We start from the raw sequence: 15,527 nt of genomic DNA on the forward strand, positions 1-15,527 counted from the left end.
CAACATCCCCTACACATTTTGGTGCGTCTTTTTGTTCAATTGTCAAAGGTCAACCGTTGTCGTATTTAGCAGCGACAACTATTACATCTTACCAAAGCTCTATATCTTTGTCAAGAACTTTTTAAAAAGTTTTTTCAACTTTTTTCTCGACTAGCTGTAGGCCTTAGCGCGACTACGGTTAATAGATTAGCACAGAAATCCTATCGAGGTCAACTCTTTTTTTTATTTTTTTGCTATTTTTTATTTTTTAGTATTTTCACTTCTTTTTCCTCTTTTTAACCATATAGCTCCTCAATCTGTCTATACTATAGGTAAGAATAAATCCACGAGGTGAAATTTATGTATGGAATGATAGGTACTTGGTGCATGTCCTTAACCGGCATACAAAAGGCACATCTAGCTTTAAAAGACTCCATGGGCGCTTCAAAAGCAGTCGTTCAATCGATCAGCGCTGTTGAAGATTGCCCTTACTTCAAGTCGGTCGGTTATGGCGGCTTACCTAATCGTAACAAAGAGGTTGAGTTAGACGCTGCTTTTATGGATGGTAACTCTCTTGATTTCGGTGCTATATGTGCAGCAAAAACTATACGTAACCCTATCCAAGTGGCTTATGCCCTCAGTCAACTGGAAGCAAATAATTTTCTTGCCGGTCCAGGAGCTGATGCCTATGCTTCTGACAACGGATTTACAACTGGCTCTTTATTAACTGAACGAGCTTCCATATTTTACAATAATCGTTTAATAGAAGAAAGTCATCCAAAGCCTAGTGTTTATAGAGGGCACGATACAGTTGGTATAATCGCTTTAGACACAAGCGGGCGCCTCGCTGTAGGAACTTCAACGTCTGGACTGTTTATGAAAGAGCCTGGCAGGGTTGGGGATTCTCCAATCATTGGTGCAGGTCTTTATGCTGATAGCGATGTTGGGGCTGCTTGTGCCACTGGTTTTGGTGAAGACCTATTAAGAGGAAGTATTTCCTTTGCCATTATCAAAGAAATGTCACTTGGCGCTGATCCCCAATCAGCTTGCGAACGAGCAGTATTTTCTTTGGAAGATCTCCTTATTAAACGAAGATCTCTAGCAAGGGATCTATCTGTTGTGGCCATGAATAAATTTGGTGAATGGGGGGCTGCATCTACAAATGACCAATTCTCTTTCGTTGTCGCTCAAAAGGATCTTCCTCCTAAAGTCTACCTCTGCAAAAGAAAAGGGCAGAAAATAGAACATTATTTAGCCAGCGAAGATTGGATGTCCCAGTATTTTAAAGAACGTCAAGCTCCTATCGAACCCATTCTATAAAGCTTACCTGCCTTCTTCCCACAAAGCCCCCTAAAGTTAGATGTAAAGGTCCAACTTTAGGGGGTAAGTTTATCTTGCTATTCTTTATTAGGGGCAATTCTCAAATCATTATTCAAGACCCAACTATAAAAAGTTTGCAGGTATAAGACAAGCGTCCTTGCCCTTTAAAAGTCACTTCTAAAAGCTCCGACTTTAAATCTCCACTATTACTCTACCAATTCTGATCAATAAAGCTTTGCCGACCAGAAGATAGGCGATAGGCTTGGTAATGTTCAGGATTCGTCCGATAAAAGCCTTGGTGGCCTTCTTCTGCAGGATAAAAGTTGCTATAAGCTTCGATACTAGTGACAATAGGCTTATCAAAGCGCCCAGAGAGTTCTAACATCGCCTTACTCCCTTCTGCGAGGCGTCGTTGTTCTCGATTATGATAAAAAATCACCGGGCGATAATTAGTCCCTCTATCCGCAAATTGCCCAAATTCATCTGTCGGATCTGTTTGTCGCCAATAGATCTTTAATAAATCTTCGTAGCTTATTTTATCAGAATCAAAAGTGATTTGAACCGCTTCCGTATGCCCCGTCTTTCCTGAACAAACTTCTTGATAAGTTGGATTGACCACATGGCCCCCAGCGTAACCAGATACGACCTTAATAATCCCTTCTGTTTCTTCAAAAGGTTTCACCATACACCAAAAACATCCTCCAGCAAAAGTTGCTTGTTCAATAGCCATTCGTCATTCCTCCTTTTTTTATTTTATTCTAGTCAGATAGCCCTTAGTCTGCAACAGTAATGCTCTAGTCACCTTCAGTTGTTAAGAAAGTAGGATAAGCTCTAGGAATATACCCCTTAATCAGTTCTCGTCTAACTAGGGGAACGAAAAGAAAAAACTTCTCAACCCTATATCTAAAAATCCATCTCCCCTATAATGGAGCTTGATCATTTTAACCTAAATTCCCCCAACATTTTGAGCATTAGATAAATTTTGGGGGAATTTAGGTTTTAAAGAGCAACTCTACTAAATAGCGAAACTTCTTCCATTAAAAATAATGAAGGGCTAAGTTAGTCTTATTTTAACCAACTTTCCCTTCATCTCTTTATTTCAACGACCTTCTATGTAAGTACAGTCAAGGAGTGCTGACTCCTAAATGTTCTATCCTCTTTCCTTAAGCTTCTGGACTGATTCGTTCCAAGCCATTCATATAAGGGCGTAAAGCTTCTGGAATAAGAACGGATCCATCTTCTTCTTGATAGTTTTCTAGTAGAGCTGCAACAGTCCGTCCAACAGCTAGACCTGACCCGTTTAAAGTATGTACAAATTTCACCTTTCCATCCTTGTCACGGTAACGGATTTGTGCTCGACGTGCTTGAAAGTCTACGCAATTAGAGCAAGAAGAAATTTCACGATAGGTGTTTTGAGCTGGCATCCAAACTTCAATATCATACGTTTTAGCTGCAGAGAAGCCCATGTCCCCTGTACATAAAGTAATTACTCGATACGGCAGGCCCAAACGTTTCAAGATTTCTTCTGCATTTTGGGTCATTTTTTCCAACTCGTTAAAAGATTCTTCCGGCTTACTAAATTTCACCATTTCTACTTTGTTAAATTGGTGGAGACGAATTAAACCACGAGTATCCCGGCCAGCAGACCCTGCTTCAGAACGAAAGGCTGGACTTAAAGCTGTAAAGTAAATTGGCAAATCTTCTTCATTTAAAATTTCTTGTGCATAATAGTTTGTCAAAGGCACTTCAGCTGTCGGAATCAAAGTTAACTCTTTAGACCCATGCATTTGAAAAACATCTTCCTTAAATTTAGGGAATTGACCTGTCCCATACATAGTTTCTGCGGTAACCAAGTATGGTGGTAGCATTTCTGTATAACCTTGTTCATAGACGTGCATATCTAGCATAAAGTTATATAAGGCACGTTCCAAGCGAGCTCCTAAACCTCTATAAAACAAGAAACGACTTCCTGAAATTTTAGCGCCACGGTTAAAGTCCAATATATTGAGATCTTCCCCTAAATCCCAATGAGCTTTAATCGGGAAATCGAACTGACGTGGTGTTCCAACCCGACGTTGTTCCACATTATCATTTTCATCTTCGCCATATGGCACAGATTCATGAGGAAGGTTAGGCATACGAGAAGCGAGATCTTGGAATTCTTCTTCTACTTCACTCAGGCGAACATCTTCTTTAGCAATCTTTTCACCAATTTCACGAGTGGCTTTAATCGCCTTTTGAGCCTCATCATTTTGCCCAGCTTTCTTTAATTGGGCAATAGCAGCAGATTGGCTATTCCTTTCCTGACGAAGCTGTTCCACTTCTTGAATAATATCCCGACGCTCTTGGTCTAATTGAACATAGCGATTCAAAGCTTCATCTGCTACTCCACGTGCGTGAAATACTGGCCGTAACTCTTCCAAATGGTCTAATACATATTTGCGATCTAACATTTTTCTTCCCCCTCTAAGCTTTCGTCTCTAACAAAAAAACCGTCTATCATTCCCTTACTTAGGGACGATTAGACAGTTCATCGCGGTACCACCCTGCTTCACTAGTTGAAACTAAGCAACTATATGCACTCCATTAGGGATAACGGCCACCCGCGACAACTTATTCTGTATAGATTTCTCGCTGTCGATACTCTTTACGGATTCAGTTGGGGCTTAGATCAGCTTCCACCAACCGCTGATTCTCTAGTGGTCCACCCTAACTTACTAGTCAAAGATCTGTTGATTTCATTATACACAACTCAAGATATAATTCAAGTAAAGCTTGCTAGACTAGGGAGGCATCTATTAGCTTATTACTATCAAAAGTCCTCTCTTTCGAAAAATTCTATCATTAGTTCATTTTGTGCTTTATTCCCCACAAGCCTTTGAAAATTTGATACAATCAGCTGAGTAAGACTAGTCCATAGACTCATCAGCCAAATTATTACCTATGACTAGTCCTTGCTCACTAACGCACAAGAAAAGGAGAAATTCTATGTCAGAAAAGCTAAAAGCGATTTTCCCAGGCTTACTCTTAGCCTTCTTTGTCGCCGTGCTCGGTAAAAGCTTAGGCTATTATTTGCCTCAACTGGGCGGTGCTACCTTGTCCATCCTTATTGGCATTTTATTGGGAAACACTTACTTCAGGCAAGCCTGTCTTCAAAAGGGTACCAAATTTGTCGAATCACGTTTTTTGGAATGTTCAGTGGTACTTTTGGGTGCTACAGTTACTTTTAACACGATTGGAGAATTAGGTTTAAAGGGTATTTTATTCACTCTTTTACTGATGTTAACCACTATTGTATCCGCTTATTCTATTGGTCAAAAATTACATTTTTCTACCACTGCCTCTCTCTTAATGGCTGGCGGTAACGCTATTTGCGGCTCTTCTGCTATAGGTTCTATTGCACCAACTATCGGTGCTAGTGACGAAGAAAAGGGGCAAATGATTACTCTCGTTAACCTTCTCGGGACCGTTATGATGCTTTCCTTACCCTTCTTAGCTCTAACTCTTTATGGCAATAATCTGATTGAAAAGAGCGCCATGATTGGAGGAAACTTACAATCTGTCGGGCAAGTAGTTGCTGCTAGTAGTTTGCTAGATGAATCCGTTGTAACTTACTCTATGCTCTTTAAGATCATTCGGATAATGTTTTTAGCCTTTGTCGTTTTAGCTTTCCAACAATTTGTAGAACGGAAAGGCCATAAAAGTGGCATTCCTTTTGAAGGGCAAAGCTCTCGACCTAAATTTAAATTGCCTTGGTATGTCGTTAGCTTTCTTTTGTTTTGCTTATTAAATAGCTCTTTGACTCTCCCGGCATTCTTCAGTAACGGCGCTAAATTTTTATCTGGTTGGCTAGAAACTACCGCTCTTGCAGCGATTGGCTTACGACTCAATTTCCGTACTTTTATAGAAGAAGGGCCTCGTTTCCTTTTATACGGACTAGCTGTCGGACTTGCCCAAGTGATTGCATCGATCACTTACCTTTATCTTTTTAATCTCTAAATGGGAGTTTTAAGGCAGTAAGCACCCCCACTAAAAAAGCTCTAAAAACTGATAGCAATCAGCTTTTAGAGCTTTAAATTTTATTGAAGAGCACAAGTACAAAATTCTCTCATTATTTAGCTTTTTGACAAGCTCTATTGAGGCATTTGTTCGCTACTTGGCGCTTTTTGAAGCCACTTCATAACTGATCCTTTTCTTCCTTCTTCTCTATTCTAAAAAGATCAGGCCTTTCATTCACTTGTTTTTAGTCCAGCCACTAAAATCCTTTACTTGTTTAAAAAGCCAGTTTAATTTTTCGCCAAAGGTCATGAAAAGCTCTAACAATAAAGTTAGCCTCTTTCACTTCTTTAGAAGCAACAATTGGCACAGCTTCTCCTTTTCTATCATACTGTAAATAACCATCGCTATCCGTTTGACTGACATAAGCCAGTCCTACTTTTTGCCCTTTTTTTATTGGGGCTAATAATTTTCCATCCTCATTTGGCAAAGTATAGTCTATAGATACTTTACTTTCTAAATCTTTTACATGATTTGTTCCCTTGGTAACGTGCAGATTCACGGTTTTCCCATAGGCAATAGGCAGCTGTTTTTCTTTCCCCTTGACCACTTCTAAGGATTTTCCTTTTACAGGAGAGCCTTTAGCAAGAATAGGAACGAGGTCAAATTTATCGAAAATATAATCATAGAGTCTTGCCGTTTCACTAAAGCGGGCTTCTGGTTCTTTAGCTCCGATAACTACACTGACTAAGCGTACCCCACCTCGCTTCACCGTCCCAGCAAAAGACGGGCCTGCACCTTCCGTCGTCCCAGTCTTCAGTCCATCCACTCCTTTATAGTAGGAACTACGACCTGGCAACATATGGTTAAAGTTTTTCATTTCTACAGTTGTGATGGAATCAGCAACAAAACTTACGTTATCCATACGAGCTATTTTCAATACTTCTGGATAGTCATCTATAATTTTCTTACATACTAAAGCCATATCTCGAGCAGACAATTCATTTTCTGCATCTGCTTTAAAGTCTTTTTTCATATATTTACCCAACAAATTATTGGTCAAGCCTGATGCATTAAATAGTTGATAATTTTCAATTCCCAAAGACTCTAAAAAGGACGACATTTCTTTCACAAAAGCTTTTTCGGATCCGCTAGCATATTCCGCTAGAGCGATGGCAGAAGCATTGGAAGAATAAATGAAGAGAGTCTCCATTAATTGTTGAACCGTATAGTGTTCAACCATGCTCAAAGGCACATTACTCAATTCATAATTACCGGAAATATCATGAGCATACTGGCTGACCGGCACTTGATCTTTCCAATGAATCTCGCCATTAGCTATTTTTTGATAAATAATATAGGCTGTAATGACTTTAGTCATAGAAGCTATTGGCAGTTGTTCTGACCCATTTTGGTCAAACAAAACCTTACCACTTGCTTCATTTGCTACCACAGCCGCCTTTGCTTCAATCGTTGGTTTCATCACAACTGGTTGTCCAGCATTCGGAACTGGACTAATGCCTAGCAAGGCAAAGGTCACTAACGTAAAAACTCCTAGTATCCAATTCATCAGCTTTGGCCGATTCACTTCACTCATCCCTTCTTAACACTTTATTCTCTTCCACATTATAGAGAAATCCTCTCCTTAAAACAATATAGACCAAGCTAAACGAGCATTTAGCTCCCAGCTTGGTCTCTTTTAATTAGAATATGTATCATTTGGTTTATTTAACAGTATTAACGATGGTTTAGCTCTAATTTTACCTTACCTTTCTCCGGATCCGTCAAGGGTAAAGTCACCACAAAAGCTGTTTCTTCTTCATTGGATTGCGCATATATATCCCCTTGATGTAGACGGACAATATTTTCTGAAATAGCTAAACCTAATCCAGCTCCACCTGTTTCCACCGATCGTGATCCTTCGACACGGTAAAAACGTTTAAATAATTGCTTGAGACTTTCCTCTGGGATAGCTTCTCCATTGTTGGCCAATCGAATATGAATAACATCTTTTTCCTTATCTAACTTAGCCGAGATACGAATATAGGTAGAATGACCTCCATATTTCATGGCATTGGTAATGATATTTCCAAATACTCTTACCATCTTTACCGGATCGATAGGGATCTTCAAAGATAGATTAGATAACTCTTCATCAACTTCTATCTTCATCCCCTTACGGCTGGCTTCCCATTCAAATTCAGCAGCAATCTGCTCCATGAATCTCGCCAAGTCAACATCTTGCTTATTCAATTGATGGCTGACTGTCCTCGTCGTCGTGTATTCGAAAAGATCATCTACCAAATGCTTCATTTGTTGAGCTTTGTTTTCTGCAATATCCACATAGCGTTTGCGTTCTTCTTCATTCTCATAGTGCTCATTTTTCACTAAACCCAAATAACCAATAATAGAGGTCAAAGGCGTCCTAATATCATGGGACACATTCGTAATCAATTCGTCTTTACTTTGTTCAATACGCCGTTCTTCTTCCATCGAAGCCACCGTATTTGCCACCAGACTATTAATAGAGTTCACTACTTCTTCCAATTCACCTTCTACTTTGAATGGAATTTGATAGTCAAAATGTCCAGAAGCTATATAATGCAACTCTGATAAGACATGGCGCAACTGCATTTGCCTATAACGACGAGCAAGTCTCCAATAAATGACAATAGCCCCTAAAGCTAAAACAGCTAAGTCAAAGGCCGTTTTATAAAGAGTAAAGTTCGTTACCGTGACTTGAAGAGAATTATCTACAGCATTTTCTAAAAGCAAGCGGTGTAAGTAGACTCCCCACAATTCCCCCATGATCAGACTAACGCCCATATAAATCAGAAACATTAGGGCTGCCGTAAAAATTCCTTCAAAAATCAACTCACTCTTTTCTCTTGAAGTTAATTTCAAGAGTGGTTTCTTTCCTTTTTTCTTGCTTAAGGTCTTTTTAAAAGACTTCTGACAAAAAGAAAAGTGTTTGCCCTTTTTCTCAGCTTGCCTCTCCTTTTTTTCTACTTTCTCCTCTGCTTCTAGACTCTTAGCGATCATCGATCTTATACCCTACACCCCAAACGGTTTCAATAACCTTATCCCCGTCTGTCGCTTCCGATATTTTATCCCGCAAATGACTCACATGAACCATAACTGTTTTCGCTGATACAACTGAATCTTGTTGCCAAACAATTTCAAATATCTCGTCCGCTGAATAAACACGATTAGGATGACTAGCTAATAGATAGAGAATCCCAAATTCTAAGGCGGTTAATTGTACATGTTTCCCAGCAAGTGTCACAACTTCATGAGATATCTTGTTGATTTTCAAAGGGCCGATCTCAATTTCTTCAGGTTCTTCGTTGGTTTGGGAAATATGACTTCTTCTCAAGAGAGATTTCACCCGAGCCACTACTTCTAATGGATTAAATGGTTTAGTCACATAATCATCTGCCCCAGTTGTCAAACCTTGGATTTTATCCATATCGGTCGATTTAGCACTGAGCATGATAATGGAAAGATTACGGTTTTCTTCCCTAATTTCCTTTAAGACTTCTATCCCATTTTTCTTTGGCATCATAATATCCAAAATCATCAAGTCAATGTCGTCTTGCTCGTACAATTTCTTCAATGCTTCTAAACCGTTATAAGCTTTAACAATTTCAAAATTTTCGTTCTTTAAGTAAATGGTTAACAATTCTACAATTTCGCGATCATCGTCAACGACTAAAATCTTCATAGAGCTCTCCCTCATTCCTTTTTCATTTGATGGATCAACTAACTAGCTGCCTACAGCCTTTCCCCGCCTAAAATCATCCATTTTCCTCTCATTAGTAAGAAAGCGGATAATTCAGCAAAATACCGCTAAACTGGAAAGGCTATCCTTTGTCTATATTGTAACAAATTCCCTAAAAAAGGCTAATCTTCCCCCTTAAACTTGGCATAATCTTAAATTTTACTCATAAATGATTTTCAAGCAAGAAATAGATTGTAATTTTAACTGATTGGTGTTAACTTAGTAGCAATATCATTTCGTTTAACTTTTACCAAGGAGGTTTACCCGTGACAAATTGGGAAGATAAATTCAAAAAAGAAGGTTTAACTTTTGACGATGTCTTGCTTATTCCTCAAGAAAGCCACGTTCTGCCAAATGATGTTGACCTTAGTGTGCAATTAGCTCCAAATCTAAACTTGCACATTCCGATATTGAGTGCATCAATGGATACCGTTACAGACAGTAAGATGGCTATTGCTCTAGCTCGCCAAGGTGGGTTAGGTGTCATCCATAAAAACATGTCTATCGAGGAACAAGCTGAACATGTCAACATTGTTAAACGCTCTGAATCTGGTGTCATCATCAATCCTTTCTTCTTAACTCCTGAGCATTTAGTTTTGGATGCAGAAAAATTGATGAGTCAATACCGCATTAGCGGTGTGCCAATTGTTGAAACCATGGAAAACAAAAAGTTAGTAGGTATTTTAACTAATCGTGACCTTCGCTTTATCACTGACTACTCCATCGCTATTAAAGATGTCATGACCAGTGAAGACCTAGTAACTGCTCCAATCGGTACTTCCCTGAAAGAAGCTGAAGCTATCCTTCAACGCCACAAAATTGAAAAATTACCTCTTGTGGATAAAGAGGGACGCTTGTCTGGATTAATCACGATCAAAGATATTGAACGAGTGATCCAATACCCTAACTCAGCTAAAGATGAACATGGCCGCCTTTTGGTTGCTGCAGCTGTTGGTGTCACCAAAGATACTTTCAAGCGTGCTAGTGCTCTATTTGAAGCAGGAGCCGATGCCATTGTCATCGATACCGCTCACGGACACTCTGCTGGGGTTATTCGGAAGATCAGAGAGATTCGGGAAACTTTCCCAGATAAAACTTTGATCGCCGGAAACGTCTGCACTGGAGAAGCTACACGGGCTCTCTTTGAAACGGGTGTGGATATCGTAAAAGTTGGGATTGGCCCTGGTTCTATTTGTACCACTCGTGTGGTTGCAGGTGTCGGTATGCCTCAAATCACAGCTATTTATGACTGTGCAACAGTAGCTAGAGAATTTGGTAAACCAATTATCGCTGATGGTGGGATTAAATATTCTGGAGATATCGTTAAAGCACTGGCAGCTGGTGGCCATGCCGTTATGTTAGGTAGCATGCTTGCGGGAACAGATGAATCTCCTGGTGAATTCGAACTTTATCAAGGACGTCGCTTCAAAACCTACCGTGGGATGGGGAGCCTGGCTGCTATGCAACACGGTTCTAGCGATCGCTACTTCCAAGAAAAAACAGAAGCCAACAAATTGGTTCCTGAAGGGATCGAAGGGCGCGTTTCTTACAAGGGTAAGGCGAGCGATATTATCTTCCAAATGCTTGGCGGTTTAAGAAGTGGTATGGGATATGTTGGCGCTCATAACTTGCAAGAACTTCGCGAAAACTCTCAATTTGTTCGCATGACTGGAGCAGGTTTAAAAGAATCGCACCCACATGATATTCAAATCACTAAAGAAGCTCCAAACTATTCTTTACACGATTAGTTTCAACTCTATACGGGTCATTCCCTTGATAGACCCTATCATAAAACAAACAAGAAGCACATCGATTGTAGGGCTTATCCTACAGTCAGTGTGCTTCTTTCATTTTTGAGGGAACTTCCAGTTGCTCCCCCTATAAATTTCTCAAAAATTTACCAACAACAAAATTTGACAAAGTGCCAAAATTTCCCCATATTCCATTAGAGGCTAGCTCAAATTCTGAAAGTTTGAGGATTTTAGACATTAGAGTGTTTTCGTTCGTACATTAAAATGCCGTTTGAAAAAGTATTTCCCTACAAAAGCTGCTAACGCAATAAGGATATAAGCAATCGGTGGCAAAACAGGGTTAATGCTAGCTGGAACAGCTGATTGTGACAAACTAATTAAAAGAACCCAAAGTGTGGCCGATATCGCAGAAACGATAATATAACGAATCCAGCCTTGTTTCTTTTTCGATGATGGATCTAATGATGGCATGTTTTTATTTAATATGAGGAGCATCAAACCTCCTACAATGAAGTTGATCAAAAGAGAAATAATCCCCATCACTTGAGCCTTTCCAGGATTAAACAAAGAGGTCACACCAGAAACTAATGCAAATAATCCCCCTAGCAAAAGGCTACCGTCTACAAAAACTTGCCAGTCAGGAGACATTTCTTCTGCTTGCACTCCTTGAGGTTTATCCCCATGCAAAAGTTTGTAAACATAGGCATTAGGAGTGCCCAACAACCGTCGAGCAGGTTTCCCTTCTGCTTGAGCCTTGATAATTGCTGGTAAGATCATAAAGAGGTGGCGACTACGTTTTTCTTCCGTCCAGCCTTCTGCTCCTAAAAATTTATCCACTTGGCGGATATATTGATTGTTTTTATGAGTGAGTTTCCCCAAAAATTCTTCATTGGCTTTTTGTACTTCTTCAAATGTGAGGGTTACTTTCTCTTCTTTGTTATCTTTCTTCATTTTATCCAACATAGTCTAATACTCCTTACCTGCTCTTATCCCTATAAACTCTAGTAGAAGAACTTACGATTGCCTAGTCCCGGTCTACTCTACACGTTAAAGCGGAACAACATCACATCGCCATCGTTAACGATATAATCTTTACCTTCTAAGCGCATATGGCCGGCTTCTTTAGCTTGCTGCATACCACCATCAGCTAGTAAATCTTCATAAGCAATAGTTTCTGCACGAATAAATCCTTTTTCAAAGTCGCTATGGATGACCCCAGCAGCTTGTGGCGCCTTCATCCCTTGTTTAAATGTCCAAGCTCGAACTTCCTTTTCCCCAGCCGTGAAGTAAGTCGCTAAGCCAAGTAAACGATAGGCCCGTTGAATCAAAATATCCAAACCAGATTCTTCTAAGCCCATATCTTCTAGGAACATTTTCTTATCTTCTTCATCCATTTCAGCAATTTCTTCTTCAGTACGTGCGCTGACGACAACGACTTCCGCCCCTTCACTAGCTGCAAAATCTCGAACTTTAGCCACATGAGCATCATCCGTGTCTTGTCTAGCTGCATCGTCTTCTACATTAGCGACATAAAGAACTGGTTTAGCTGTCAAAAGGAACAGTCCCTTAACAATCGGTAATTCTTCATCTGTAAATTCAATCGTCCGAACTGATTTACCTGCCTCAAGAACCGGCTTAATTTTTTGAAGGACTTTGAATTCTTCCACAGCAGCCTTGTCTTTAGCTTTTGCCATCTTTTCCACTCGACTGTAACGTTTGTCCACAGATTCTAAATCTGCTAAGACTAATTCCATATTAATCGTTTCTATATCGTCAAGAGGATCGATCTTCCCTGCTACGTGAGTGATATTGCTATCTTCAAAGCAACGCACCACATGGCAAATAGCATCAACTTGCCGGATATGACTTAAAAATTTGTTCCCTAAGCCTTCTCCCTTAGATGCCCCCTTAACAATCCCAGCAATATCTGTAAATTCCACGGTAGCTGGAACTGTCCGTTGTGGGTGAACCAATTCTGCTAATGCATCTAATCGTTTATCAGGTACTTCTACAACCCCAACATTTGGGTCAATCGTCGCAAAAGGGTAGTTGGCGGCTTCGACACCGGCTTTCGTAATGGCGTTAAACAAAGTCGACTTCCCAACGTTAGGGAGACCGACAATACCTGCTGTTAATGGCATTTCTTTTTCACTCTTCCTTCTTTGTTTTTCATCTTTTTTTAGGTCAATAGGCTAGCCTGATTCTCATCGATTGGCGGTAAATTGACCCCTTTTATATTTCATTTTTTGATCGATCAAGAGTTTAATCTTCGTGATGGACGACAACTCTTCGCATTTTACGAGTAAACTCCCGACGTGGCATCATAACGATTTGATCGCATTTGACACATTTAATCTTGATGTCCATCCCCATGCGAATAATCTCCCAAAGATTGGTCTGGCAAGCATGAGGTTTTTTCATTTCCACCTGGTCATGCAGTTGAAAATTTTTATCTGCCATAAGCTTCCCCACCCTTCTATGTACAGATTCTTTGCTTTTTGTCTGGATCTAAGCCAACAATTTACTCCAAATCTTAGCTTTTCTCCATTTATTCCCTTATTATTCTTCATCTAAACGAATCTCAAGCAAGTCAAGGATTCTCTGTAAGTCATCTTTAGATAAATAATCTATCTGGATTTTCCCAGAATCTCCCTTAGGTAAAATGGAGACATTCGTCCCAAATTTATCCATCAAGCGGTCTTCAAAGGCCACAATATATGGAGATTTTTGCTTGACCTCTTTGACTACTTTCTTCGGCTTTTCCGCTTGTAATTGACGAATACGTTCTTCCAATTCACGAACTGACATCCCTCTTTTAAGGATCTCTTTCACCAATTTTTGACGGACTTCATCATCTTCCACAGCCAAAAGAGCTCGTCCATGTCCAACAGATAGTTCCCCTTTATCAACCAAATCTTGCATAGCTAAAGGGAGAGTCAACAATCGCAATAAATTAGCTACATAAGACCTACTCTTCCCAACTTTTTCTCCGACCTCTGCTTGAGTCATTTGCAAGTGATCCATCAGGCTTTGATAAGCTAGTGCTTCTTCTATTGGAGAGAGATCTTCCCTTTGTAAGTTTTCAATGATAGCAATCTGGAGCATCTCATCATCGAGATAATCCCTGACAATCGCTGGAATAGTTGCCATTCCTGCCAATTCACTGGCTCGTAAGCGACGTTCTCCTGCGACAAGATCATATCCCTTAATAGCCGACCGACGAACAATAATAGGTTGAAATACCCCGTTTTCTTGAATAGACTGCGCCAATTCTTTGAGCTTGTCTTCATCGAAATTTGTCCGTGGTTGATAAGGGTTACTTCTTATATCCGTCAGCTTAACTTGCCTAACTGCTTCTAAAGAATCATTTGCTTTATCTCCTATGTCTTCTTTAGCAGCTTTCTTATCCACTTTTTGCTCTTTTGCTTTTTCTTTTTCCTCTTCTTCCCCTATTACTTCAGATGGAAAAAGGGCTTCTATTCCCCGTCCTAAACCTTTATTTGGACGTTTCGCCATGTGAGATCACTTCCTTTGCCAAAGACAAATAGGCTTGGCCACCTTTGGATTTCAAATCATAATCAATAATAGACAAGCCATAACTAGGGGCTTCTGATAAGCGAACATTACGTGCGATAATCGTTTCGTAAACTTTCTCTTGGAAATATTTCCGAACCTCATCTCTCACTTCACTTCCCAAGTTCGTTCTGGAATCATACATGGTCAACAAGACACCCTCAATTTTTATATCTGGGTTAAAATGCTTGCGAACCATGGTAATCGTGTTCATCAATTGTGATAAACCTTCAAGGGCATAATACTCACATTGGACTGGTATTAACACCTTTTGTGCCGCTGTAAAAGCATTAATCGTTAAATGCCCTAATGATGGAGGACAATCGATAAAAATAAAATCATAGCGATCTTTAGGCAACTGATCTATTGCCTGCTTTAATCTCAATTCCCGTCTATCTGCTTGCGTTAATTCAACTTCTGCACCTGCCAATGCAATACTAGAAGGAATTAAATCTAAACCTTCACGACTGGTTGAAACAATGACTTCTTCTATATCCACTTCATTGACTAAGACATCATAAATATCTGCCGATAGAGACTGCCTGTCTACGCCTAAACCACTGCTGGCATTACCTTGAGGGTCACTATCTATCAACAACACTCGTTGCTTCAAATAGGCTAGGCCTGCTGCTAAATTCACCGCAGTTGTTGTTTTCCCCACGCCACCTTTTTGATTGGCTATTGCTATAACTCGTGTCATATGCGCCCCTCCAAATCATATTTTGTCCATTCTATCATACCAAAAAACGAACTAGGAATATAGATAAAAGGGCTATTCCCTTAGTTACTCTTTCATCCAATAGATTCGAATAGACGATATATCCTTTTCCCTTGCGCCCTTATTTTCATCCATTCACTGGGACAAGCAGATTCATTGACAAGCCCCTCCCTCTATCGATAAAATGAAATTATAACTAGCTTGGCGACTCTTTATAGAGATCGCTTTATTTTTCGTTGTTCTATCTCTGTAGTGCCCTACTAGCCCAAAGATGAAATCCTTAGTCAAACTAGCCCCTAAAAGGCATTAGCTATCCAAGAACTTGCAAATGAGCCACTACTTTTCTTATACACTTTGAGTTGCTTCAGTACTTGCCCTCTTGTTTACTTTTTCACTTATTCAACCTAAA

General features: G+C 39.9%; 13 protein-coding genes. 3 read left to right on the plus strand and 10 right to left on the minus strand.

Annotation, left to right across the window (positions count from 1 at the left end; all coding sequences use genetic code 11):
* Positions 1-339: 339 nt before the first annotated feature.
* Entirely contained in the window at positions 340-1,299 is a 960-nt protein-coding gene (locus D3H64_RS08485; RefSeq protein ID WP_121565816.1) for a N(4)-(beta-N-acetylglucosaminyl)-L-asparaginase, read from the plus strand.
* A gap of 211 nt (positions 1,300-1,510) precedes the next feature.
* Here the strand turns inward: D3H64_RS08485 and msrA are convergent, their stop codons facing one another.
* Positions 1,511-2,029 (minus strand): peptide-methionine (S)-S-oxide reductase MsrA, encoded by a 519-nt coding sequence (msrA, locus tag D3H64_RS08490; protein WP_121565817.1) that lies wholly within the window; start codon positions 2,027-2,029, stop codon positions 1,511-1,513.
* Positions 2,030-2,462: 433 nt separating this feature from the next.
* Complete coding sequence (gene serS, locus D3H64_RS08495; RefSeq protein WP_121565818.1) at positions 2,463-3,752, minus strand: serine--tRNA ligase; 1,290 nt, start codon at positions 3,750-3,752, stop codon at positions 2,463-2,465.
* A 535-nt stretch (positions 3,753-4,287) separates the two neighbouring features.
* Between serS and D3H64_RS08500 the strand changes: the two genes are divergently transcribed.
* Complete coding sequence (locus tag D3H64_RS08500; RefSeq protein WP_121565819.1) at positions 4,288-5,298, plus strand: YeiH family protein; 1,011 nt, start codon at positions 4,288-4,290, stop codon at positions 5,296-5,298.
* 274 nt (positions 5,299-5,572) lie between these two features.
* On the opposite strand, the gene D3H64_RS08505 is transcribed toward D3H64_RS08500, so the two are convergent.
* From D3H64_RS08505 to D3H64_RS08515, 3 genes are all read right to left on the minus strand, one after another.
* Entirely contained in the window at positions 5,573-6,892 is a 1,320-nt protein-coding gene (locus D3H64_RS08505; protein ID WP_121565820.1) for a D-alanyl-D-alanine carboxypeptidase family protein, read from the minus strand.
* Positions 6,893-7,032: 140 nt separating this feature from the next.
* Positions 7,033-8,337 carry a cell wall metabolism sensor histidine kinase WalK gene (locus D3H64_RS08510; RefSeq protein ID WP_121565821.1) on the minus strand — a complete coding sequence of 435 codons (1,305 nt, stop codon included), beginning with the start codon at positions 8,335-8,337 and terminating at the stop codon, positions 7,033-7,035.
* Entirely contained in the window at positions 8,327-9,019 is a 693-nt protein-coding gene (locus D3H64_RS08515; protein ID WP_121565822.1) for a response regulator transcription factor, read from the minus strand. The genes D3H64_RS08510 and D3H64_RS08515 overlap by 11 nt, the downstream gene beginning before the upstream one ends.
* 323 nt (positions 9,020-9,342) lie before the next feature.
* Here D3H64_RS08515 and guaB point away from each other — a divergent pair, with 323 nt between their 5' ends.
* Positions 9,343-10,824, plus strand: a complete 1,482-nt coding sequence (gene guaB, locus D3H64_RS08520; RefSeq protein WP_121565823.1) for an IMP dehydrogenase — start codon at positions 9,343-9,345, stop codon at positions 10,822-10,824.
* Between the two features lie 240 nt (positions 10,825-11,064).
* On the opposite strand, the gene D3H64_RS08525 is transcribed toward guaB, so the two are convergent.
* The 5 genes from D3H64_RS08525 to D3H64_RS08545 form a co-directional block, all read right to left on the minus strand.
* Positions 11,065-11,790: a DUF1129 domain-containing protein gene (locus D3H64_RS08525; protein ID WP_121565824.1), complete on the minus strand. Its 726-nt coding sequence runs from the start codon at positions 11,788-11,790 to the stop codon at positions 11,065-11,067.
* A 77-nt stretch (positions 11,791-11,867) separates the two neighbouring features.
* Positions 11,868-12,968: a redox-regulated ATPase YchF gene (gene ychF / locus D3H64_RS08530; protein WP_121565825.1), complete on the minus strand. Its 1,101-nt coding sequence runs from the start codon at positions 12,966-12,968 to the stop codon at positions 11,868-11,870.
* 121 nt (positions 12,969-13,089) lie between these two features.
* Positions 13,090-13,287, minus strand: coding sequence for a DUF951 domain-containing protein (locus D3H64_RS08535; RefSeq protein ID WP_121565826.1), 198 nt, complete (start codon positions 13,285-13,287; stop codon positions 13,090-13,092).
* Positions 13,288-13,386: 99 nt separating this feature from the next.
* Positions 13,387-14,343 (minus strand): ParB/RepB/Spo0J family partition protein, encoded by a 957-nt coding sequence (locus tag D3H64_RS08540; protein WP_121565827.1) that lies wholly within the window; start codon positions 14,341-14,343, stop codon positions 13,387-13,389.
* Positions 14,324-15,100, minus strand: coding sequence for a ParA family protein (locus tag D3H64_RS08545; protein ID WP_121565828.1), 777 nt, complete (start codon positions 15,098-15,100; stop codon positions 14,324-14,326). The genes D3H64_RS08540 and D3H64_RS08545 overlap by 20 nt, the downstream gene beginning before the upstream one ends.
* Between the last annotated feature and the right edge of the window lie 427 nt (positions 15,101-15,527).

This window comes from Atopobacter sp. AH10, from assembly GCF_003664595.1.
Classification (GTDB): Bacteria; Bacillota; Bacilli; order Lactobacillales; family Aerococcaceae; genus Atopobacter.